The following is a 21812-nucleotide window of genomic DNA, read 5'->3' on the forward strand; positions in this document are numbered from 1 at the left end:
TCCGATCAAGAATTACAGATTGTGAATGTAATTTTACTACAGGTTTTTTATTCATCCGGAAGCTTGACTTTACACCAGGTTTCAGGTGAAACAGAAATGGGTCTGTTTTTAATGTCATGATTTTTAATGATTTATATCTTTCTCATCAAAAAAAGCACCGGCAATGCACCTTTACGGCTCCCCAACATGATGAACCTCAATTTGACAACCCCCTAAGAGGTATTTTTTGTTATTTATTTCATCTTTGAGTAAGGGCCCGCCAAAGCGTAGACCATAAAACAGAAGGGGCCATCAGGCCCCTTGGTTACACTAGCATATCAGTTCCACGTATGGATTCGTTTGGCTTTTTGCAGTTTCTCGTAGGCCGCGAGCAATTTCTGATGCAGCGGGAACTGGGAGAGGGACAGATCGGCCGCCTCCAGCCCGTGGAAACGCGCCTCGCCGCTGGCGTGGGCCCAGGCCTGCGCCAGGGTCTCTTCCCCGAACATGCGGGTGAACACCGGGCGGTACTGCTCGGGGTCGCGATCCTCGTCCAGGAACAGCTCGACGCAGGCGCGCAGGGCGCGGTAGTAGCGGGCGCGATCCGCCGGGAACACCGACTGGTTGAACTCCATGGTCCAGTCGATGAGATCCAGTGCGCTCTCCAGCTCGCCTGCGGCCAGCGCCAGCATGGCTTTGAGCTCACCGACCCGCAGGGTGTGCAGGGCTGTGCCCTTGGCGGCGGCGATGCCGAGCAGCTCGCGCACCCGGGTGCGCTCGTCGTGACCCTCTTCATCCAGCTGATCAAAGAGCGCCATGTACTGCTCCGCGTCCCACTCCAGGGACGGCAGCGCCAGTATGGTCTCCCGCAGGTGGGCGCCCATGGTGTTGTTGGCCAGCAGCAGATCTTCCACCGGATAGATGTCGGACATGCCCGGCACCAGGATGCGGCAGGCGTAGACGCCCAGGTGCTCGTAGTCGGCGATGTAGACCGGCTGCTCCAGCTCGTGGAAGATGCCGATCAGGTGGTCGAACTCCTGCTGGGAGGTGCCGCGGAAGTCCCAGTCGGCAAACTCGAAGTCGGACTCCTGCTTGAACAGATCCCAGCTGATGAGGCCGGAGGAGTCGATGAAGTGGGTCTCCAGATTGTGGTGATCCGCCACCTGCTCGTTGTCGAATGACGGCGGCACGAACACGTCCAGATCCTTCAGGCCACGGCCCTGCAGCAGCTCGGTGACGGTGCGCTCGAAGGCGACCTCGAAGCGCGGGTGGGCGCCGAAGGAGGCAAAGCAGGTGCCGTTGCTTGGGTTGAGCAGCACCACGCAGATGACCGGATAACGTCCGCCGAGGGATGCATCGAAGCTGTAGATGGGGAAGCCTTCGGCCTCCAGCGCATCGATGGAGGCCTTGATGCCGGGATAGCGGGCGATCACCTCGCTCGGGATCTCGGGCAGGCTGATGGCCTCGGCGATGATCTTGTTCTTCACGTGGCGCTCGAACACCTCGGACAAGCCCTGGGTGCGGGCCTCGGTCTTGGTGTTGCCGGCGCTCATGCCGTTGGAGACATAGAGGTTGCCGATGATGTTCATCGGGATATAGACGGTCTGGTGATCGGACTGACGCTCGAACGGCAGGGCGACGATGCCGCGCTCCTCGTTGCCGGATTGCAGATCCACCAGCATGTCGGCCGTCACTTCGCCATCCGGGTTGTAGAACTTGCGGGTGAAGCTGTCGAGCAGGCCGGCAGGCAGTTGGTCACCCTGGATGGGGAACCACTTCTCGTTCGGGTAGTGGACGAAGTCACCATTTGCCACCTGCTCGCCCAGATAGAAGTCGGCGAAGAAGTAGTTGGTGGAGAGACGCTCGAAATACTCCCCCAGGGCGGAAGCCAGGGCCGCCTTCTTGCTGGCTCCCTTGCCGTTGGTGAAGCAGAGGGCGCACTCTTTGTCCCGGATGTGCACGGACCAGACATTGGGCACGGGGTTGAGCCAGGAGGCCTCTTCGATATCAAACCCCAGGGCCTGCAACTTGGTCTGGAACCGCTCGATGGAGTCTTCCAGCGCCGCGTCCTTGCCGGGAATAAAAGTGTGGTCGGTCATCACAATATCCTGATTTTTAATGGCTCATGTTCGGTCGCAGATAATAGCATGAGTGGCGGGAAAAGCGGCCAGGACAATCCCATTCCAGGTGCGGGTCAGGGGGCTGTCGGCGGCCTGGATAGTCTGGGTTATTAGCTCTCCTGAACAACATTAAGAAAAAGTAGATTTTTTTATGTCATGCCGTCGCCCATCATGGGGCCGACTTGTTTCTTGGTGGTGACAAGCATCATGGGCGTGCCCTCCGGGGATGGGTCATCTGGCCTCGTCTGCCGTTATCGCCTTCACCACGGATCATTTATTGGGAGTTGCTATGCCATTCATGACACCACAGATTGATGCCAGGGTGACCAGGCTGGCCCCGGGATTCCGGGCCCTGAGCATCCAGGTAGACGGGGCCACCATGGTCGATCGCAACGTCGGCGCACAAGCGCTGGCGCGGGCCTGCCAATCCGTCGCGGCGGGCGGTGCACCCTGGGCACAGGAGCATCTGTCCGCCTGGGGGGAGGTGTTCAAGCGCTTCGGTGCCAAGCCCCAGCGGACCCCCTGCTCGGCACAGGCGCTGCTCAAGCGGGTGCAACGCGAGGGCAGCCTGCCCTGCATCGATCCCGTCGTCGATCTCTACAACGCCATCAGCATCGAATACGCCATCCCCGTCGGTGGGGAGGATCTCACCGCTTATGAAGGATCGCCCCGGCTGATCATTGCCGATGGCACCGAGCTGTTTGACACCATGAAGGAGGGGGCCCCTGCCCACGAGACCCCCGAACCTGGCGAGGTGGTCTGGTGCGATGACAGAGGCGTGACCTGTCGCCGCTGGAATTGGCGTCAGGGGACCAGAACCCGGCTCAGCGCCGAGTCCGGGCAGATGTGGTTCATCCTGGAAAGCTTGCCTGAAATGCCGCTGGCGGCGCTGCAGGAGGCCGGTGATCGGCTGATCGAGGGGTTAAGGCAGATGATGCCGGGCGCCCGGATAGAGAGCGTGCTGATAGGAAACCCCGGCGGGGTATGAGGAGAACATAATGGCCACCCAGGGTGGCCATTTTTTATACGCGCTACCGGGGCGTTGTGGGGCTGTACGCCCATCTTGCTATCAGCCGATCAACTTGAGCCCCAGGATACCGCCGATGATCAGCAGCAGGCAAAGCACACGGGCCAGGGTGGCCGGCTCGTTGAACAGCCAGATCCCCATCAACACTGTGCCGACCGCGCCTATGCCGGTCCAGACCGCGTAGGCGGTGCCAAGGGGCAGCTGCTTGACCGCCATGGCGAGCAACAGCACGCTCACCCCCATGGCGATCAGGGTCAGCAGGGTGGGGAGGGGACGGCTGAAACCGTCGGTGTACTTGAGGCCGATGGCCCAGGCGACCTCGAACAGGCCGGCCAGTAGCAGGAGTAACCAGGGCATATGAGTATTCCAGGCGGGGCAGGGTCGTCCCTGCGAGTCAAGAAGGCCTTGGGGTCGTCCCCAGGGGCAGTGGTTGCCAGTCGGACATCATGATGCCTGACCGATGGGGAGTCCGCCAAGCGCGGTAGCCCGGAACCCATGGTTATTGCGGCAAACGACACAGAATATTGCGCAATTCGACTTGCGCCCGTCGCCACAATCCGTAATGTGGACAGACGCATTAATTACACATCATGCTTGTGGCCAATTTGTTAACGGACCCCCGTCCGGCAAGGGATCACGGCATATGAGACTTCATTTTTACAGCAGCTATCCAGGGTAGGACATTATGAAAAAAGTTGGTTTGGTCGGTTGGCGTGGCATGGTGGGTTCGGTACTGATGAGCCGGATGCAGGAAGAGAAGGATTTTGCCCGCATTCAACCCACCTTCTTCACCACCTCCCAGGCCGGTGAGGCCGCCCCCAATTTCGGCGTCGATGCCGGCACCCTGCAGGACGCCTTCGATATCGAGGCGCTGGCCGCGCAGGAGATCATCATCACGGCTCAGGGTGGCGACTACACCAAGGATGTCTATCCCCGTCTGCTGGCCGCTGGCTGGCAGGGTTACTGGATTGATGCCGCCTCCTCCCTGCGCATGGAGAAGGACGCCGTCATCATCCTGGATCCGGTCAACGGCGACGTGATCGACGAGGCGCTGGACAAGGGGATCAAGACCTTCGTCGGCGGCAACTGCACCGTCAGCCTGATGCTGCTGGCCCTTGGCGGTCTGTTCAAGGCCGATCTGGTGGAGTGGGTGAGCGTGGCGACCTATCAGGCTGCATCGGGCGGTGGCGCGCGCCACATGCGCGAGCTGGTCACCCAGATGGGGCTGCTGCGCGACGAAGTGGCGGTGGAGCTGGCGGATCCCGCCTCCGCCATCCTCGACATCGAGCGCAAGATCACCGAGAAGACCCGCTCCGGCACCCTGCCGGTGGACAACTTCGGCGTGCCGCTGGCCGGTGGCCTGATCCCCTGGATTGACACCAAGCTCGACAACGGCCAGAGCCGCGAAGAGTGGAAGGGCCAGGCCGAGACCAACAAGATACTGGGGATCGAAGATGCCGCCATTCCGGTGGATGGTCTCTGCGTGCGCATCGGCGCCCTGCGCTGCCACAGCCAGGCCTTCACCATCAAGTTGAAGAAGGATGTGCCGCTCCCCGAGATCGAGGCCCTGCTGGCCGCCCACAACGACTGGGTCAAGGTGATCCCCAACGATCGCGACATCACCGCCCGCGAGCTGACCCCGGCCGCCGTCACCGGCACCCTCAGCATCCCGGTAGGCCGTCTGCGCAAGCTCAACATGGGCCCGGAATACCTGGCGGCCTTCACCGTGGGTGACCAGCTGCTGTGGGGCGCCGCCGAGCCGCTGCGCCGCATGCTCAACATCCTGCTGGCGCGCTGACAGGGATAGCTCGCTTGAGCACACAATAAGGAAGGCCAGGCCTTTCTTATTGTGCCGACACACCGAGCGACATAAAAAAACGGCATCCTTGCGGGATGCCGTTTTTCAATTTATCCAGTTTGACTCTTACATGTTCTGTGCTTCGTTTGGCACGATGACAGAGGCGTGATTTCCTTTCGGCCCCTGCTGCAGTTCAAAGTTGACTGCCTGACCCGCTTTGAGGGTCTTGTAACCTTCCATTTGAATCGTGGAGTAGTGAGCGAAGATGTCTTCACCACCGCCTTCCGGACAGATAAACCCAAATCCTTTTGCGTTGTTGAACCACTTGACTGTTCCGGTTGCCATACATCTACATCCTTTTATTGATTACCCTGAAGTCGTTGAGTAACCTGCGCCAGCCTTATATAACTAGAGCATCACCCCGTAGCAGACGGGCGCCGATTAGCAAGTAACCAATCTAGTCCAACTTTTAAGCGAGTCAAGAAGTTGTTAACAACCGATGTGATCTGGTTAACAAGTCTATTGACAATCTTGAGCGAGACGGTAGTAATCTAGAGGTACCAAAGCGCAACTATGAGCAAGCAGAAAGAACTCTTTGCTAATGAAGAGATTGCAGAAGCAGAGAAAACGAAGCTGCAACCGCCACCCATGTACAAGGTCGTCTTGAACAACGATGACTACACACCGATGGAGTTCGTGGTGGAGGTGCTGCAAAGGTTCTTTGGTATGGATCTGGAGAAGGCCACTCAGGTCATGCTGAGCGTGCATTATAGTGGTAAGGGAGTCTGCGGCACTTTTACCGCCGAGATTGCCGAGACCAAAGTGGTCCAGGTCAACACCTATTCACGTAACAACGAACATCCACTGCTATGTACCATGGAAAAGGCTTGAATCTGATGACTTGATGGCGATAACGACACCGCATTGTTGCTGTACTGAGGGGAGGTGCCTATGTTGAACAAAGATCTAGAAAAGACGCTGAACGAGGCTTTCAAACTGGCCCGTGACGAGCGCCACGAATTCATGACCGTCGAGCACCTGTTGTTAGCCCTGCTGGATAACAGCTCAGCCCATGAGGCGCTGAGTTCGTGTGGTGCGGATGTGGAGCAGATGCGCAAGGAAATTCGCGCATTCATCAATCAAACGACCCCGCTCATCCCCCGCGATGACGAAGACAGAGAAACCCAACCGACCCTTGGCTTCCAACGCGTGCTGCAACGTGCCGTGTTCCATGTCCAGTCGTCGGGCAATACCGAGGTGAGCGGTGCCAATGTGCTGGTCGCCATCTTCAGCGAGCAGGAGTCCCAGGCCGCCTATTTCCTGAAAAAAGCCGAAATCAGCCGGCTGGACGTGGTGAACTTCCTCTCCCACGGGGTGCGCAAAGACAGCAAGCCCGAGAGTGGCGGCAACAATGCCGAGTCCGATGATGAGGTCTCCTCCGCCCAGATAGAGAGCTTTGCCACCAACCTCAACCAGCTGGTGCTGGAGGGGCGCATCGACCCGCTGATCGGTCGCGATCAGGAGCTGAGTCGCACCATCCAGGTGCTCTGCCGTCGCCGCAAGAACAATCCCTTGCTGGTGGGGGAGGCCGGGGTGGGCAAGACTGCCATCGCCGAGGGGCTCGCCTATCGTATCGTCAAGGGTGACGTGCCCGAGGTGATAGCAAACAGCACCATCTATTCTCTGGACATGGGTTCCCTGCTGGCAGGCACCAAGTACCGCGGCGACTTCGAGAAGCGCCTCAAGGTACTGCTCAAGCAGATCGAGCGCCAGGAAGGGGCCATCCTCTTCATCGACGAGATCCATACCATCATTGGGGCGGGCGCAGCCTCCGGCGGTCAGCTGGATGCGGCCAACCTCATCAAGCCGCTGCTCTCCAATGGTCTGCTGCGCTGCGTGGGATCGACCACCTATCAGGAATATTCCCAGATCTTCGAGAAAGATCGGGCACTGGCGCGCCGCTTCCAGAAGATCGACATCGTCGAGCCGAGCATAGATGACACCACTCGCATCCTGATGGGGCTCAAGAGCCGTTATGAGGCGCACCATGGCGTGCGTTACACCGTCAAGGCCATCCGCGCCGCGGTCGAGCTCTCCGCCAAGTACATCAATGATCGACACCTGCCGGACAAGGCCATCGACGTGATTGACGAGGCGGGGGCGGGGCAGCGTCTGTTGCCGGTCAGCAAGCGTAAAAAAGTGATCAATGTGCCGGAGATCGAGGCCATAGTCGCGAAGATTGCCCGCATCCCGGAGAAATCAGTCTCCTCTTCCGACAAAGAAGTGCTGAAGAACCTGGAGCGCAATCTCAAGATGGTGGTGTTCGGCCAGGACAAGGCCATCACCGTATTGACCGATGCCATCCGGCTGTCACGTTCCGGGCTTGGCAACGAGCGTCGCCCTGTGGGCTGCTTCCTGTTTGCCGGCCCGACCGGGGTGGGCAAGACCGAAGTCACCCAGCAACTCGGCAAGGCGCTGGGGGTCGAGGTACTGCGCTTTGACATGTCCGAATACATGGAGCGCCATACCGTCTCCCGCCTGATCGGGGCACCTCCCGGCTATGTGGGCTTCGAGCAGGGCGGCTTGCTGACCGACTCGGTGCTCAAGCATCCCCATTCGGTGGTGCTGCTGGACGAGATCGAGAAGGCACACCCGGATGTGTTCAACCTGCTGCTGCAAGTGATGGACAACGGCACCCTGACGGACAACAACGGACGCAAGGCCGATTTTCGCAACGTGATCCTGGTGATGACCACCAATGCGGGCGTGCAGGAGACCCAGCGCAAGTCCATTGGCTTCCAGCAGCAGGACATGAGTCACGACGCCATGGCGGTGATCAACAAGACCTTCAGTCCAGAGTTCCGCAACCGGCTCGATCACACCATCTGGTTCAACCATCTGGACATGACGGTGATCCATCAGGTCGTCGACAAATTCATCGTCGAGCTGCAGGTACAGCTGGATGCCAAAGGGGTGTCACTGGAGGTATCTGAAGAGGCGCGCCACTGGTTGGCCGAGAAGGGTTATGATCGGGCAATGGGTGCAAGACCCATGGGACGGGTCATTCAGGAACACCTCAAGAAGCCGTTGGCCAATGAGATCCTGTTCGGCTCACTGGTCGATGGCGGAGTGGTGAGAGTGGAGCTGGTGAATAACAGCCTCAGCTTTGACTTCCAGGTCAATGTTGAAGCTGTCTCTCACTAAATGTGATTGAGGCCAGAAACGACAAAAAACCCCAACCGCGAGGCTGGGGTTTTTTGCTGAATTCCTGGCTTAGCGAGAGCGGAAAACAATACGTCCCTTGGAGAGATCGTACGGAGTCAGAGCCACCGTTACTTTGTCCCCAGTCAGGATACGGATGTAGTTTTTGCGCATCTTGCCGGAAATATGAGCGATAACCACGTGACCATTTTCCAGTTCCACACGGAACATGGTATTGGGCAAGGTTTCGAGAATGGTACCCTGCATCTCAATACTGTCTTCTTTAGCCATTGAATCCTCTTGATAAGCCACAACAAAAAACCGCTGGATCATGCCGGATTTAAGGCTATGTGTAAAGTTTACTCGGGCTTGGTGTCGATATTTTTCCATTCTCCCTGCACCAGCAGCTCGTGGGGCAGGTACTGGCGCTTGTAATTCATCTTGCGACAGGCCTCCACCAGATAGCCCAGATACAGCCAGCTGCGACCGGTGCGCCTGGCCAGTTCCAACTGGCTCAGAATGGCAAAGGTGCCCAGAGAGCGGTCGGCATAATCGGGATCGAAGAAGGTATACATAGCGCTCATGGAGTGGGGGAGCAGGTCCGTGGTGGCCACCCCGATGAGGCGTCCCTCCTTGCGTATCTCCATGTAGAGCGGTGGCATCCAGTCGCAGTGCAGGAATCCCTTGTACTGGGTCCGGCTCGGCGGGTACATGCTGCCATCGTGGTGGCGCTCGCGGATGTAGCGCTCATAGAGCTGGTAATACTCGGGTTTGTCGTCGTAACTCAGTACCAGCTCGAGATCCCGGTTCAGCTGACGAACGCGTTTCTGGCTACGGTTCGGCACGAAACGCTCGCTGTGGATGCGCAGTGACTGGCAGGCGCTGCAGGCCGGGCAATGGGGGCGATAGATGTCGTTGCCACTGCGCCTGAATCCCGCCGTCAGCAGTCGTTCGTAACCGGCCGCATTGAGCAGCTCATGATCCATCAGTACCAGCAACTGCTCCTGCTCATGGCCAAGGTAGCTGCACGGGTGTCTGGGGGTCAGGCCTACCTTGAGGATCACTTCTTCTGTCATAGACTGATTCTCCTCTGCTGCCAGCAACCGTCCTGCAGTGGTTGCCTGATCAGGCTCGCCAATGTGGTCAGAAACCGGCTTCTTGGCCACTCCTGGACCCCCAAGGTGGCCAGGAAGTCGTTCTGCATCTGGCAGTCGATGAGGGCCCCCCCATGGCGTGAAAAGTGACGACAGAGCGCCACCATGGCCAGTTTGGCGCCGTTATCGATGCGGCTGAACATGGATTCCCCGCAGAAGAGGCGGCCAAGGGAGAGGCCATAGAGCCCCGCCTGCAACTTACCATCCTGCCAGATCTCGACGGAGTGGGCATGGCCTAGGCGGTGCAACTGCCGATAGGCGTCGATCATGGGGGCGCTTATCCAGGTGCCGCTGGCGCTGCGACGGGGGGCGGCGCAGGCCGCTATCACCTCATCGAAGGCATTATCGATGGTCATGTCGAAGGGGGTGCGGCGCAGACACTTCTGCAGGCTGCGCCCTATGTGCAGCTCATCGGGCACTATCACCCCCCTGGGATCCGGCGACCACCATAGCAGCGGCTGGTGTGGCTCATTCCACGGAAAGATCCCGCTGTGATAAGCTGCCAGTAATCGAGCAGGGGAGAGATCTCCCCCGATCGCCAGCAGGCCGTTGGGCTCTTCCAGCGCATGGCTGGGGGAGGGAAACCAGCACAGCTCATCATCCAGTTCGGTGAGATAGCGAGACATAAGACAGAGGTTCACAGATGAAGGCCATTATCCTGATAGTATCCAGCTTGCTCGGCTTTGTCACGGCGCCCGCCTGGGCTGCACCCTATGAGCGCAACACGGCGCGCCCCGTGGATCAGGTGGTGTTTGGCCAGGTGGATACGGTGCGCAACATCACCCAGCGCCAGGTGGTGGAGTCCGAGCATACCGGCTGGAAAACCCTGGGTGGCGCCGTGCTGGGGGGGCTGCTTGGTAACCAGTTTGGCGGCGGTCATGGGCGGGAGATCGCCACCGCCGTGGGGGCATTGGCGGGAGCTGCCGCGGTGCAGCACTATCAGTCCGGCGGCAGCGTGGTGGAGAACAAGCTGGTGGAACTCTTGATCCGCAATGAGCAGGACGGGCTCATCAACGTGATCCAGGATTACGATCCGGCCATGGTGTTTGCGAGCGGAGACAAGGTGCGCATCCTCTATTTCAGCGATGGGGTGCGGGTCGACAAGACCTATTGAGGAAACCCGTGGGCGGCAGGGATGGCGTGAGGAGGGAGAATAACCCGGCGGCCGCAAGGGGCGCCGGGCGGTACTACACGGAGCGTCTCACTCGAGACGTGCTCAGGCGTCCTGGGAGACTATCTTGTCACGACCGGTGTTCTTTGCCTGATACAGCTGGCGATCTGCCTCGCAGAGCGCCTCGTCCATGGAGAGCCGCCCGACATTGATGACACCAAAGCTGGCGCGCACAAACAGCGGCACTTCCCGTGACAGCGGCTGCTGACGCAGCTGTTGCCGCAACCCTTCCAGTCGCTTGAGCAGCACGGGCACCGGGCAGTGGGGCACCATCAGGGCAAACTCCTCGCCACCGAATCTGGCTATCATGGCATCCGGGAAGAACTGGGTGAGCAGCCGGGTCAGGTGGCAGAGCAGCTCATCGCCGATGGCATGGCCCCAGTGATCGTTGACCTGCTTGAAATGATCCACATCGAGCACGCACAGGGCGAGCTGCGCCTGCTGACGCTGATGCTCCTCGAACCACTTCTGCCCCTCGTTGAACCAGTAGCGCCGGTTGTAGAGCCCGGTCAGGTAGTCGCGATTGGCCGACTCCTGGATGCTGTTGAACTGCTCAAGGGCCTCCAGATTGTGGCTGACCCGGCACTGCAGCTCCTCGGGCTCGAACGGCTGGTTGAGAAAATCGTTCGCCCCCTGCTTGAGGTAGCGGGCAGAGAGGCCGTGCTTGTCCGACACCGAGATGCCGATGATGGCGAGCTGCTGCTTGCTGTAGCGCTCCCGCAGCATCCGCACCAGGCTGATGCCGTCTATCTCCGGCATGTAGTAATCCACCAGCATCAGGCGAATGGCGGGGTACTGCTCCAGCAGGGCCAGGGCATCCCGGGCGCAGGTTGCCTCGTGCACCAGCAGCAGCTGCTTGCGCAGCTGGGCGGCGGTGCGATGACGGGAGGTGCGGGAGTCATCCACCACCAGCACCTCGATGGCCTGGTTGAGGTAGAGGCGGTGCACCAGGCTGACGGCGTATTGCAGGGAGTGGCGTGAATCCTTCATCACGTAATCCAGCACTCCGGCCTCCAGCCAGGCTTCCCGTTTCTCCTCGCTGATGTCGGCGGTGAGGATCACCACGGGCAGACCCCGCGCCAGCAGCACGTTGACGGCTTCTCCGCTCGGGGCATCCGGCAGGGTGAGATCCACCAGGGCGACCACGTACTCTTCGCCCTGGCAGTCACGGGCCCCCTCCAGGGTATCGAACGCATCTATCTCCAGCCCGGTTTGCTGCGCAATGGCCTGGGTCAACATGCGGCGCACCGTCAGGCTGTCTTCCACAATCAAAATTTTCCGTTTCATCCGGCTCCTTAAAAGAAAAGGGCATGCCACTTGGCATGCCCTTTATATCCTTGTGCTTATTGTGCGTCCAGATATCGCTCGGCATCCAGGGCCGCCATACAGCCGGTACCGGCTGAGGTGATCGCCTGACGGTAAACGTGGTCGGCCACGTCGCCGGCGGCAAACACGCCCGGGATGCTGGTCTGGGTCGCGAACCCTTCCAGGCCGCCCCGCACCTTGAGGTAGCCGTTTTCCATCGCCAGCTGGCCTTCGAAGATCTGGGTGTTGGGCTGGTGGCCGATGGCGATGAAGACCCCCATCAGCGGCAGCTCGGAGGTAGAGTCGTCGCGGGTGCTGCGCAGGCGCACGCCGGTCACGCCCATGTTGTCACCCAGCACCTCGTCCAGGGTCTGGTGAGTGTGCAGCACTATGTTGCCGCTCTCGACCTTGTCATTGAGGCGCTTGATCAGGATCTTCTCGGCGCGGAACTCGTCGCGGCGGTGGATGAGGTGCACCTTCTTGGCGATGTTGGCCAGATAGAGCGCCTCTTCCACGGCGGTGTTGCCGCCGCCGACCACGGCCACTTCCTGGTTGCGATAGAAGAAGCCGTCACAGGTGGCACAGGCGGAGACGCCACGACCCTTGAAGGACTCCTCGGAAGGCAGCCCCAGGTACTTGGCGGAGGCGCCGGTGGCGATGATCAGCGCGTCGCAGCTGTATTCACCGTTGTCACCCTTGAGACGGAAGGGGCGCTGGGTCAGCTCCACTTCATTGATGTGATCAAACAGGATGCGGGTATCGAATTTTTCCGCATGTTCTTTCATGCGCTCCATCAGGGCCGGGCCGGTCAGCCCTTCCGCGTCCCCTGGCCAGTTTTCCACCTCTGTGGTGGTGGTCAGCTGACCACCTTGCTGCATGCCGGTGACGAGCAGGGGATTGAGGTTGGCGCGGGCGGCGTAGACGGCGGCGGTGTAACCCGCCGGGCCTGATCCCAGGATCAGCAGTTTGCTATGAGTGACTTGGCTCATGATGTGTTTTCCGAGACGTGATGAGTTTGCGCGATTGTAGGTAATTCGTGATCCGGGGTCAAAGGCCAGGGCGTCGATTGTGGCAATCGCCAAAGAGGGGGGAGGGTGGCCGGATTGCGCCATAAAAAAACCGCCCATCGCGGGCGGATTTTCACTCATCGACGCTCCCTTGCGGGGGCGGGATCAGTTCAGCAGGGTCAGGGGATCCGTGTAGGCCAGGTTGTGCGCCACGGCGACCTCCTTGCAGGTGATCTTGCCCACCATCACGTTCAGGCCGTGCAACAGGTGGGGATCGCTGAGCAGTGCACCGCGATAGCCCTGTTCCGCCAGCTTGATGATGAAGGGCAGGGTGGCGTTGTTGAGGGCTACGGTGGAGGTGCGGGCCACGGCGCCTGGCATGTTGGCCACGCAGTAGTGCACCACCTCGTCGACGATGAAGGTGGGATCCTCGTGGGTGGTGGCGTGAGAGGTCTCGACGCAGCCGCCCTGATCGATGGCCACGTCCACAATGGCGGAGCCCGGCTTCATGCGTGCAATGTGGTCACGGCTGACAAGTTTTGGCGCAGTGGCGCCCGGTACCAGCACGCCGCCGATGACCAGATCCGCCGCCAGCAGGTGGCGCTCCAGGGTCTCGCGATTGGAGTAGACCACCTTGGCCGCCCCCTGGAACTCGCTGTCAAGACGGCGCAGGGTGTCGATGTTGTTGTCGAGTATGGTCACGTCCGCACGCAGGCCGATGGCCATGCGGGCTGCGTTGGAACCCACCACGCCGCCACCGATGATCACCACCTTGGCTGGCTCCACACCGGGCACGCCGCCGAGCAGCACGCCGCTGCCGCCGCGGGACTTCTCCAGCGCCTGGGCGCCGGCCTGAATAGACATGCGTCCGGCCACTTCCGACATGGGAGCCAGCAGGGGCAGGCCGCCACGGCCGTCGGTGACGGTCTCGTAGGCGATGCAGACGGCGCCGCTGTCGACCAGCTCCCGGGTCTGGGCCAGGTCTGGCGCCAGGTGCAGGTAGGTAAAGAGGGTCTGGCCGGGACGCAGCATGGCGCGTTCCACCGCCTGGGGTTCCTTGACCTTGACGATCATCTCGGCCTTGGCGAAAACGTCTGCCGCGGAGGCCAGAATTTCGGCTCCGGCAGCCAGATAATCTGCGTCACTGAAGCCAATGCCATTTCCTGCGCCGCTTTGGACGAAAACGGTATGGTTTCGTGCTGTCAGTTCACGTACACTGGCCGGAACCATGCCTACGCGATATTCATGGTTTTTTATTTCCTTAGGTACACCGATAATCATGCTATCCCTCGTCTATCGATTGGTGGTTTATGTTGCCCAGATGTTAAGCAACATTTGCGCCTAGTATATTCAGGTATTGACAGGATTTGTGACCATTATTATAAAATGACTGGTGATTCTTACCAAAAAATAGCCAAAGGATGGAATTAAATGATGGAAGCTAAGAGTCGGCTAAAGGATTTGGACAGGATTGACCGCAACATTCTGAATGAACTGCAAAAGGATGGCAGGATTTCGAACGTTGAGTTGTCCAAACGAGTTGGCCTGAGTCCCACACCGTGTCTGGAACGGGTTCGTCGCCTCGAGCGTCAAGGTTATATCGAAGGATATGCCGCTATTCTGAACCCTCATTATCTGGATGCGTCTCTGCTGGTGTTCGTGGAAATTACCCTCAATCGTGGCGCCCCCGACGTATTCGAACAGTTCAACAAGGCTGTTCAGGTGCTCGAAGAGATCCAGGAGTGCCATCTGGTGTCCGGTGATTTCGACTATCTGCTCAAGACCCGCGTCAGCGACATGTCGGCCTATCGCCGTCTGCTGGGGGAAACCCTGCTGCGTCTGCCCGGCGTCAATGACACCCGTACCTATGTGGTGATGGAAGAGGTCAAGCAGAGCAGCCGTCTGGTGATCAGCACCCGATAAGCGGGATTGTGCTGTGACTTGCAAGCACCACGACGAGTCACGATAGTCAGAAACGAGCGGCCGGTCCGCTCGTTTCTTCTTATTACTGTATTCATGGCCCCGCCCTCAGGCACTGGCTGACAATCGGTGGGCTTTTCAGGGATACTAGGCCCCCTATCCCCGCATTACATGTTTTCAGAAAGGAGCCGGAGTTTGGCCGATAAAAAGCTGTTTACTCCTTTGTCAGGTACGCAACGGATCTTCGAGGCCGTCTTGATCGCCATCACCCTGATGGCTGCCTATCTCTTGCTTGCCCTGTTGACCTACCATCCCGCCGATCCCGGTTGGTCCCAGACCTCCTGGCAGGGAGAGGTGAAGAACCTGGCGGGCAGCGCCGGTGCCTGGCTCGCCGACATCACCATGTTCACCTTCGGGGCTTTCTCCTATCTGGTGCCTCCCCTGGTGGTGCTGCTCGGCTGGAGCCTGTTCTGGCGCCCGAGCCGGCTGCTGGAGGTGGACTATCTCACCCTGTCGGTGCGCATCATCGGCTTCGTCCTGACGGTGCTCGGCATGTCCGCCATCGCCAGCATGAACTTCAATGACTTGCAGAATTTCTCCGCAGGTGGCCTGGTGGGAGACGTGATCGCCTCCGCCGTGGTGCCTCTGTTTGGCGGGGTCGGGGCCAACCTGATGCTGCTCTGCTTCGTGGCCACCGGCATCACCCTGTTCACCGGCTGGTCCTGGCTCACCATAGTCGAGCGGATCGGTGCCACCTGCACCGGCAGCGTCAGCGCCATCTACCATTTCCCGACGACCCTGGGCCGCTGGCTCACCGGCGGCTGGCGCCAGCCCCGTTTTGAGGGGCCGGATCCCCTGCTGGAAGGGGGCGTGGGCGCTCTGGATCTCGACGAAGAAGAGGACGAGCCCCATAGCAGCTGGACGCGCAACCCCAAGGCCAAGGGGAGCCAGAAGTCAAAATCTGACGAATGGCTGCCGGAGCTCGATGACGACACCTTCCAGTTCGATCCGCAATTCGATGATGAAGAGGACGAGCCGGCGCCCGTGGCCAGACCCAAGCGCGCCGCCGTTGCCACTGCCCGACGTCAGCCGGCCCTGGCCGATGACGGGGATGACGAGCTCGATCTGCCCTGGGCGGAAGGGGAGGAGGCTGACGCGCCAGTTGTGGCCGCACCGGTCAAGCCCAAGCGTCGCCCCCAGCCCGCCATGGCGCCGCTGCCGAGCATAGAGCTGCTCGACCGCCCGCCCGCCAAGACCCAGATGATGAGCAAGGACGAGCTGGACCGCATGGGCCGGCTGGTGGAGGCGAAACTCGCCGACTACAACGTCCAGGCCAAGGTGGTCGGCGTCTATCCGGGCCCGGTCATCACCCGCTTCGAGCTGGATCTGGCGCCGGGCATGAAGGCGAGCAAGATCACCAACCTGTCGCGGGATCTCGCCCGTTCGCTGTCCGCCAGCAGCGTGCGGGTGGTGGAGGTTATCCCGGGCAAGACCTTCGTCGGCATCGAGCTGCCCAACCGGGTGCGCCAGACCGTCTACCTGCGTGAGACCCTGGACTGCGAGGCCTTCTCTGGCAGCCACAATCCGCTGACCATGGGGCTGGGGCAGGACATCGCGGGAGAACCCGTGGTGGTGAACCTCGCCAAGATGCCCCACCTGCTGGTGGCCGGTACCACTGGCTCGGGCAAGTCGGTGGGGGTCAACACCATGATCATCTCCATGCTCTACAAGTCGACGCCGGACGATCTGCGCTTCATCATGATCGACCCCAAGATGCTGGAGCTCTCGGTCTACGAAGGGATCCCCCATCTGCTGACCGAGGTGGTCACCGACATGAAGGACGCGGCCAACGCCCTGCGCTGGTGCGTCGGCGAGATGGAACGCCGCTACAAGCTGATGTCCGCGGTCGGGGTGCGCAACCTCAAGGGGTACAACGACAAGGTGCTGGCCGCGGCCGCCGAGGGCGAGCCCCTGCGGGATCCCCTGTGGCGTCCGGGTGACTCCATGGATCAGATGCCGCCGGAGCTGGAGAAGCTGCCCCACATAGTGGTGGTGGTGGACGAGTTCGCCGACATGATGATGATCGTCGGCAAGAAGGTGGAAGAGCTCATCGCCCGTATCGCCCAGAAGGCGCGGGCGGCCGGTATTCACCTGATCCTCGCGACCCAGCGCCCCTCGGTGGATGTGATCACCGGCCTCATCAAGGCCAACATCCCGACCCGGATCTCCTTCCAGGTGTCGAGCAAGATAGATTCCCGCACCATCCTGGATCAGGGCGGCGCCGAATCCCTGCTCGGCATGGGGGACATGCTCTACATGCCCGCCGGCACCTCCAACCCGACCCGGGTCCACGGCGCCTTCGTCGATGACCACGAGGTGCACAAGGTGGTGGCGGACTGGAAACTGCGCGGCGAGCCGAACTACATCGACGAGATCCTCTCCGGTGAGTCGGACGGCGAAGGCGGTGGTGGCGAGTACGGCGGCGGGGGTGACGAGGAGCTGGATCCCCTGTTCGACGAGGCGGTCGCCTTCGTGGTGGAATCCCGCCGTGGCTCGACCTCCAGCGTGCAGCGCAAGTTCAAGATCGGTTACAACCGGGCGGCCCGTCTCATCGAGCAGATGGAAAACCAGGGCATCGTCAGCTCTCCGGGGGGCAACGGCCAGCGCGACGTGCTGGCACCGCCCCCGGTGCGTGATTAAGCCTTCATATCATCCTGGCCATGTCTGCGGACATGGCCTTTTATCTGACCCTCTTCAACGGGAATCGCGATGAAAAAAGCATTATTGATGGGTTCTGTACTGTTGCTCGCCAGCAGCCAGGTGTGGGCCGATGCGGCCAGCGATCTCAAGCAGAAGCTGACGGGTGTCAGCCTGTTCTCGGCCAAGTTTGCCCAGACCGTCTATGACAGCAAGGGCAAGGAGCTGCAGAAGGCGAGCGGCTCCCTGCTGGTGCAGCGCCCGAACCGCTTCAACTGGCACACCACGACCCCGGACGAGAGCCTGATCGTGGCGGACGGCAAGGATGTGTGGGTCTATGATCCCTTCGTCGAGCAGGTCACCGCCCTCAAGATGAAGGATGCGGTGCTCAACACCCCCTTCGTGCTGATCGCCGGCAACGATGTCGGGCTCTGGAAGAACTACGACGTGACCCAGGAAGGGGATGTCTACACAGTCACCAGCCGCAACAAGGACGAGCTGATCGCCTCCTTCCGCATCACCTTCGACCGCCAGAACAACATCAGCCGGTTCGACGTGAAAGAGGCGCAGGGGCAGTGGAGCGAATTCGTCTTGAGCAGCTTCAACCGCAAGCCGGTGCTCAAGGGCAACGAGTTCGTGTTCAAGATACCCAAGGGGGTCGCACTGGACGATCAGCGCTGATGAGCAGGCGGTCGCTGGATTTATCGTCAGCCCGTCTGTCAACGGCGGCGGGCGTGACGCTGGGGGTCAATAGAGATGAGTAACCTCTTATTGGATGTCGCGTCGGACCGTTTTTCCATGGCGGTATGCGTGAAACTGAACGGTCAATACAGATGAGCAACTTGTCGCTGGATTTCTCGTCGGACTTTCGTCCGCTGGCGGCCAGGATGCGGCCGCAAACCCTGGATCAGTACATAGGCCAGCAGCACATCCTGGGGGCGGACAAGCCCCTGCGCAAGGCGATCCTGGCGGGGCACTGCCACTCCATGATCCTGTGGGGACCGCCCGGCACCGGCAAGACCACCCTCGCCGAGCTGATGGCCCACTACTGCCAGGCCGAGGTGGAGCGGCTCTCCGCGGTCACCTCCGGCATCAAGGAGATCCGCGCCGCCATCGACAAGGCGAAGGAGAACAGCTGGCGCGGGGTGCGCACCATCCTCTTCGTGGACGAGGTGCACCGCTTCAACAAGAGCCAGCAGGATGTGTTCCTGCCCCACATCGAAGACGGCACCATCACCTTCATCGGCGCCACCACCGAAAACCCCTCGTTCGAACTCAACAACGCACTGCTCTCCCGGGCCCGGGTCTACCTGCTCAAGCGGCTGGAGGAGGAGGACATCCTCGCCATGCTCGATCAGGCGATGACAGACCCCCGTGGCCTCAACGACCCGAGCCTCACCTTTGCCCCCGGGGTGAAGGCGGCGCTGGCCAAAGCCGTGGATGGGGACGGGCGCAAGTCCCTCAACTACCTGGAGCTCTTGGCCGACATGGCCGAGGCCAATGGGGCAGGGGAGAGGGTGATCGACAGCGCCCTGCTCGCCGCCGTGGTGGGGGAGCACGTGGCGCGCTTCGACAAGGGGGGGGATCACTTCTACGACCTCATCTCGGCGGTGCACAAGTCCATTCGCGGCTCGGCGCCGGATGCGGCCCTCTACTGGTATGCCCGCATGGTGAGCGCCGGTTGCGATCCCCTCTACATCGCCCGCCGCTTGCTGGCCATTGCCTCGGAAGACGTGGGCAACGCCGATCCCCGCGCCATGCAGGTGGCGCTCTCGGCCTGGGACTGCTTCCACCGCATCGGCCCGGCGGAAGGGGAGCGGGCCATCGCCCAGGCCATCGTCTACCTCGCCTGCGCCCCCAAGAGCAATGCGGTCTACACCGCCTGGAAGGCGGCGCTCAATGACGCCAAAAACCTGCCGGACTTCGAGGTGCCGCCGCACCTGCGCAACGCCCCCACCAGGCTGATGAGCGAGCTCGGCTATGGCGCCGAGTACCGCTACGCCCACGACGAACCCGGGGCCTATGCCGCCGGCGAGGAGTACTTCCCCCCCGAGCTGGCGGGCAAGCACTACTACCAGCCCACCGATCGGGGCCTCGAGAAGCAGATCGCCCAGAAGCTCGACTATCTGCGCGAGCTGGACCGGCAGAGCCCGCGCCAGAGAGACAAGTAAGGGCAGGTTGCCGGGCGGCATGGGGATCCCTCGGATCGGCGAAGATAAGCCTGCCGATGCCGTCAAACTTGGCAAAAACGACAGCAATACGCCCTGTTCGGGCGGGGGGGCGGTCTGCTACACTGCCCCTCTGACCCCGCTTGTCTTGGCCTTGCACCATCTTCTTGATTTCGAAGGCCCGATTCCGAAGACATAGGGGTGCGCCAACCGATGTTAACTTCCGGATCTGTTTTCTCGCCAGGGCGGATGACCCAGGCCCAGATCCCATTAAAAAAAGTAGGTAAACCATGCTGGATCCCAAATATCTGCGCAGCGATATCGAAGAGGCCGCCGCTCGTCTGGCTGCACGTGGCTACGCGCTGGACGTAGCGGCTGTCAATGCTCTGGAAGAGAAACGCAAGGATCTGCAGTCCCGTACCCAGGAGCTGCAGGCCGAGCGCAACGCCCGCTCCAAGTCCATCGGTGAGGCTGCCCGTCGCGGCGAAGATGTGGCTCCGCTCAAGGCCGAAGTGACCAAGATCAACGACGAGCTGGAGACCAGCAAGGTCGCGCTCGAGGCTCTGCTGGCCGACATCAAGGCCATCTCGGACGCCATCCCCAACCTGCCGAGCGACACCACCCCGGTGGGCCGCGACGAGAACGACAACGTGGAAGTGCGCCGCTGGGGCACCCCGCGCGAGTTCAGCTTCCCGGTACGGGATCACATCGACATAGGTGAAGCGGTCAAGGGTGTGGACTTCAAGAATGGCGTCAAGCTCTCCGGTGCCCGCTTCGTGGTGATGAAGGGTCAGATTGCCCGCCTGCACCGCGCCCTGGCGCAGTTCATGCTGGACCTGCACACCCTGCAGCACGGCTACACCGAATGCTACGTACCCTACCTGGTGAACCCGGACAGCCTGTACGGCACCGGCCAGCTGCCGAAGTTCTCCCAGGACCTGTTCAACACAGGTATCGAGGGGGAAGGGGAAGACGAGGGCAAGGTGCGCAAGTTCTCCCTCATTCCGACCTCCGAAGTGCCGCTCACCAACATGGCCCGCGACGAGATCTTCGACGAGCAGGAACTGCCCATCAAGATGACGGCCCACAGCCCCTGCTTCCGCTCCGAAGCCGGCTCTTATGGCCGTGACACCCGGGGCCTCATCCGCATGCACCAGTTCGACAAGGTCGAGATGGTCCAGCTGGTGCACCCGGAGAAGTCCTGGGACGCGCTGGAAGAGATGGTGGGTCACGCCGAGAAGGTGCTGCAACTGCTGGAGCTGCCCTATCGCGTGATGGCGCTCTGCACCGGTGACATGGGCTTCTGCGCCGCCAAGACCTACGATCTGGAAGTCTGGCTGCCGGCCCAGAACACCTACCGCGAGATCTCCTCCGTCTCCAACTGCACCGACTTCCAGGCGCGCCGCATGCAGGCCCGCGTGCGTGTCGACGGCAAGCCGCAGCTGCTGCACACCCTGAACGGCTCCGGCCTCGCGGTGGGCCGCACCCTGGTGGCGGTGATCGAGAACTACCAGCAGGAAGACGGCCGCATCGCCATCCCGGCGGCGCTGCAGTCCTACATGGGCGGCCTGACCCACATCGGCTAAGCCCCCCTTGCTGACCACAACGCCATGGCCATGCCATGGCGTTGTGCATTTGGGCGCCAGCCGCCCCCGGCAGGGGCGAGGAGCGGTCTCCTTCGGCGCTCCATTGAACCTTTAACACATTTTTATCAAGCATTGCGCAATCGTTTTTGTTAGACTGCGCCGCAATTTCGCAGGACATCTTTTTCTATGGTCTGGATTGATTACGCCATCATCGGCATCGTCGGTTTCTCTGCCCTCATCAGCCTGGTGCGCGGCTTCCTGAAGGAAGCCATGTCCCTCGTCACCTGGTTCGTCGCCTTTTTCATTGCCAGCCATTTCTATCCGGATCTCGCCGTCTACTTCACCTCCTTCTCCGACGCCATGGTGCGCAACGGCCTGGCCATCGCCGCCCTCTTCGTGGCGACCCTGATCCTGGGGAGCGTGGTCAACTACGTGGTGGGTTTGCTGGTGGAAAAGACGGGACTCTCCGGCACGGATCGGGTGCTGGGGGTCTGTTTTGGCGCCATTCGCGGGGTACTGATCGTCAGTGCCCTGCTGTTTTTTATGGATACCTTCACCAGCCTCTCCCAGAGCGACTGGTGGGTGGCGTCCAAGCTGGTTCCCGAGTTCAAGCCGGTGATCCAGTGGTTTTTCGGGTTCATGCTGAACTCGTCCAGTTTTCTTCAACAGGTACAGTGAC

The 21812-nt window shown here is 60.8% G+C and carries 20 protein-coding genes; 11 read left to right on the plus strand and 9 right to left on the minus strand.

Annotated elements, in window-relative coordinates:
- Positions 1–317: 317 nt before the first annotated feature.
- Positions 318–2078, minus strand: coding sequence for a 30S ribosomal protein S12 methylthiotransferase accessory factor YcaO (ycaO, locus tag AC3WR3_RS02470; RefSeq protein ID WP_139435438.1), 1761 nt, complete (start codon positions 2076–2078; stop codon positions 318–320).
- Positions 2079–2388: 310 nt separating this feature from the next.
- On the opposite strand from ycaO, the gene AC3WR3_RS02475 reads away from it, so the two are divergent.
- Complete coding sequence (locus AC3WR3_RS02475) at positions 2389–3087, plus strand: B3/B4 domain-containing protein (RefSeq protein WP_404838327.1); 699 nt, start codon at positions 2389–2391, stop codon at positions 3085–3087.
- Positions 3088–3168: 81 nt separating this feature from the next.
- On the opposite strand, the gene sugE is transcribed toward AC3WR3_RS02475, so the two are convergent.
- Complete coding sequence (gene sugE, locus AC3WR3_RS02480) at positions 3169–3483, minus strand: quaternary ammonium compound efflux SMR transporter SugE (protein ID WP_139435442.1); 315 nt, start codon at positions 3481–3483, stop codon at positions 3169–3171.
- 328 nt (positions 3484–3811) lie between these two features.
- Between sugE and asd the strand changes: the two genes are divergently transcribed.
- Entirely contained in the window at positions 3812–4924 is a 1113-nt protein-coding gene (gene asd, locus AC3WR3_RS02485) for an aspartate-semialdehyde dehydrogenase (RefSeq protein WP_139435444.1), read from the plus strand.
- 126 nt (positions 4925–5050) lie between these two features.
- Here the strand turns inward: asd and cspD are convergent, their stop codons facing one another.
- Positions 5051–5269, minus strand: a complete 219-nt coding sequence (gene cspD / locus AC3WR3_RS02490) for a cold shock-like protein CspD (RefSeq protein WP_005300025.1) — start codon at positions 5267–5269, stop codon at positions 5051–5053.
- Positions 5270–5497: 228 nt separating this feature from the next.
- Between cspD and clpS the strand changes: the two genes are divergently transcribed.
- Both clpS and clpA read left to right on the plus strand, forming a co-directional pair.
- On the plus strand, positions 5498–5815 hold the full coding sequence (gene clpS, locus AC3WR3_RS02495; protein ID WP_005325410.1) for an ATP-dependent Clp protease adapter ClpS: 318 nt from the start codon (positions 5498–5500) through the stop codon (positions 5813–5815).
- A gap of 60 nt (positions 5816–5875) precedes the next feature.
- A complete protein-coding gene (gene clpA / locus AC3WR3_RS02500) occupies positions 5876–8128 on the plus strand; it encodes an ATP-dependent Clp protease ATP-binding subunit ClpA (RefSeq protein WP_106886978.1) in 2253 nt (750 codons plus the stop codon).
- A gap of 69 nt (positions 8129–8197) precedes the next feature.
- Here clpA and infA read toward each other — a convergent pair whose 3' ends face one another.
- The 3 genes from infA to aat all read right to left on the minus strand — a co-directional run bounded on the left by infA (position 8198) and on the right by aat (position 9905).
- Complete coding sequence (infA, locus tag AC3WR3_RS02505) at positions 8198–8416, minus strand: translation initiation factor IF-1 (protein ID WP_005300033.1); 219 nt, start codon at positions 8414–8416, stop codon at positions 8198–8200.
- A gap of 68 nt (positions 8417–8484) precedes the next feature.
- On the minus strand, positions 8485–9201 hold the full coding sequence (locus tag AC3WR3_RS02510; protein WP_139435447.1) for an arginyltransferase: 717 nt from the start codon (positions 9199–9201) through the stop codon (positions 8485–8487).
- Positions 9198–9905 carry a leucyl/phenylalanyl-tRNA--protein transferase gene (gene aat / locus AC3WR3_RS02515; protein ID WP_492291067.1) on the minus strand — a complete coding sequence of 236 codons (708 nt, stop codon included), beginning with the start codon at positions 9903–9905 and terminating at the stop codon, positions 9198–9200. The genes AC3WR3_RS02510 and aat overlap by 4 nt, the downstream gene beginning before the upstream one ends.
- Before the next feature lie 17 nt (positions 9906–9922).
- Between aat and AC3WR3_RS02520 the strand changes: the two genes are divergently transcribed.
- Positions 9923–10393, plus strand: a complete 471-nt coding sequence (locus AC3WR3_RS02520; protein ID WP_139435451.1) for an outer membrane lipoprotein — start codon at positions 9923–9925, stop codon at positions 10391–10393.
- 102 nt (positions 10394–10495) lie between these two features.
- Here the strand turns inward: AC3WR3_RS02520 and AC3WR3_RS02525 are convergent, their stop codons facing one another.
- The 3 genes from AC3WR3_RS02525 to ald all read right to left on the minus strand — a co-directional run bounded on the left by AC3WR3_RS02525 (position 10496) and on the right by ald (position 14043).
- Positions 10496–11737, minus strand: coding sequence for a diguanylate cyclase (locus tag AC3WR3_RS02525; RefSeq protein WP_319913750.1), 1242 nt, complete (start codon positions 11735–11737; stop codon positions 10496–10498).
- Between the two features lie 56 nt (positions 11738–11793).
- Complete coding sequence (trxB, locus tag AC3WR3_RS02530) at positions 11794–12744, minus strand: thioredoxin-disulfide reductase (RefSeq protein ID WP_202045348.1); 951 nt, start codon at positions 12742–12744, stop codon at positions 11794–11796.
- Between the two features lie 183 nt (positions 12745–12927).
- Positions 12928–14043, minus strand: a complete 1116-nt coding sequence (gene ald / locus AC3WR3_RS02535) for an alanine dehydrogenase (RefSeq protein WP_492291068.1) — start codon at positions 14041–14043, stop codon at positions 12928–12930.
- A gap of 150 nt (positions 14044–14193) precedes the next feature.
- On the opposite strand from ald, the gene lrp reads away from it, so the two are divergent.
- From lrp to AC3WR3_RS02565, 6 genes are all read left to right on the plus strand, one after another.
- Positions 14194–14685 (plus strand): leucine-responsive transcriptional regulator Lrp, encoded by a 492-nt coding sequence (gene lrp / locus AC3WR3_RS02540; protein ID WP_005300047.1) that lies wholly within the window; start codon positions 14194–14196, stop codon positions 14683–14685.
- 192 nt (positions 14686–14877) lie between these two features.
- On the plus strand, positions 14878–17382 hold the full coding sequence (locus AC3WR3_RS02545; RefSeq protein ID WP_429159303.1) for a DNA translocase FtsK: 2505 nt from the start codon (positions 14878–14880) through the stop codon (positions 17380–17382).
- A 69-nt stretch (positions 17383–17451) separates the two neighbouring features.
- Entirely contained in the window at positions 17452–18060 is a 609-nt protein-coding gene (lolA, locus tag AC3WR3_RS02550; RefSeq protein WP_319916925.1) for an outer membrane lipoprotein periplasmic chaperone LolA, read from the plus strand.
- Positions 18061–18212: 152 nt separating this feature from the next.
- Positions 18213–19550: a replication-associated recombination protein A gene (locus AC3WR3_RS02555; RefSeq protein ID WP_404838330.1), complete on the plus strand. Its 1338-nt coding sequence runs from the start codon at positions 18213–18215 to the stop codon at positions 19548–19550.
- Between the two features lie 287 nt (positions 19551–19837).
- Complete coding sequence (gene serS, locus AC3WR3_RS02560; protein ID WP_247626320.1) at positions 19838–21133, plus strand: serine--tRNA ligase; 1296 nt, start codon at positions 19838–19840, stop codon at positions 21131–21133.
- A gap of 186 nt (positions 21134–21319) precedes the next feature.
- Complete coding sequence (locus AC3WR3_RS02565; protein ID WP_005325372.1) at positions 21320–21811, plus strand: CvpA family protein; 492 nt, start codon at positions 21320–21322, stop codon at positions 21809–21811.
- The last annotated feature ends 1 nt before the right edge of the window (position 21812 follow it).

The sequence above is a fragment of the Aeromonas sp. EU05-FHT14A05 genome, assembly GCF_058791175.1.

Bases quoted from the DNA above. Each gene is read 5' to 3' on its own strand.
- ycaO (WP_139435438.1), bottom strand. From the start codon at position 2,078: ATGACCGACCACACTTTTATTCCCGGCAAGGACGCGGCGCTGGAAGAC.
- AC3WR3_RS02475 (WP_404838327.1), top strand. From the start codon at position 2,389: ATGCCATTCATGACACCACAGATTGATGCCAGGGTGACCAGGCTGGCC.
- sugE (WP_139435442.1), bottom strand. From the start codon at position 3,483: ATGCCCTGGTTACTCCTGCTACTGGCCGGCCTGTTCGAGGTCGCCTGG.
- asd (WP_139435444.1), top strand. From the start codon at position 3,812: ATGAAAAAAGTTGGTTTGGTCGGTTGGCGTGGCATGGTGGGTTCGGTA.
- cspD (WP_005300025.1), bottom strand. From the start codon at position 5,269: ATGGCAACCGGAACAGTCAAGTGGTTCAACAACGCAAAAGGATTTGGG.
- clpS (WP_005325410.1), top strand. From the start codon at position 5,498: ATGAGCAAGCAGAAAGAACTCTTTGCTAATGAAGAGATTGCAGAAGCA.
- clpA (WP_106886978.1), top strand. From the start codon at position 5,876: ATGTTGAACAAAGATCTAGAAAAGACGCTGAACGAGGCTTTCAAACTG.
- infA (WP_005300033.1), bottom strand. From the start codon at position 8,416: ATGGCTAAAGAAGACAGTATTGAGATGCAGGGTACCATTCTCGAAACC.
- AC3WR3_RS02510 (WP_139435447.1), bottom strand. From the start codon at position 9,201: ATGACAGAAGAAGTGATCCTCAAGGTAGGCCTGACCCCCAGACACCCG.
- aat (WP_492291067.1), bottom strand. From the start codon at position 9,905: ATGTCTCGCTATCTCACCGAACTGGATGATGAGCTGTGCTGGTTTCCC.
- AC3WR3_RS02520 (WP_139435451.1), top strand. From the start codon at position 9,923: ATGAAGGCCATTATCCTGATAGTATCCAGCTTGCTCGGCTTTGTCACG.
- AC3WR3_RS02525 (WP_319913750.1), bottom strand. From the start codon at position 11,737: ATGAAACGGAAAATTTTGATTGTGGAAGACAGCCTGACGGTGCGCCGC.
- trxB (WP_202045348.1), bottom strand. From the start codon at position 12,744: ATGAGCCAAGTCACTCATAGCAAACTGCTGATCCTGGGATCAGGCCCG.
- ald (WP_492291068.1), bottom strand. From the start codon at position 14,043: ATGATTATCGGTGTACCTAAGGAAATAAAAAACCATGAATATCGCGTA.
- lrp (WP_005300047.1), top strand. From the start codon at position 14,194: ATGATGGAAGCTAAGAGTCGGCTAAAGGATTTGGACAGGATTGACCGC.
- lolA (WP_319916925.1), top strand. From the start codon at position 17,452: ATGAAAAAAGCATTATTGATGGGTTCTGTACTGTTGCTCGCCAGCAGC.
- AC3WR3_RS02555 (WP_404838330.1), top strand. From the start codon at position 18,213: ATGAGCAACTTGTCGCTGGATTTCTCGTCGGACTTTCGTCCGCTGGCG.
- serS (WP_247626320.1), top strand. From the start codon at position 19,838: ATGCTGGATCCCAAATATCTGCGCAGCGATATCGAAGAGGCCGCCGCT.
- AC3WR3_RS02565 (WP_005325372.1), top strand. From the start codon at position 21,320: ATGGTCTGGATTGATTACGCCATCATCGGCATCGTCGGTTTCTCTGCC.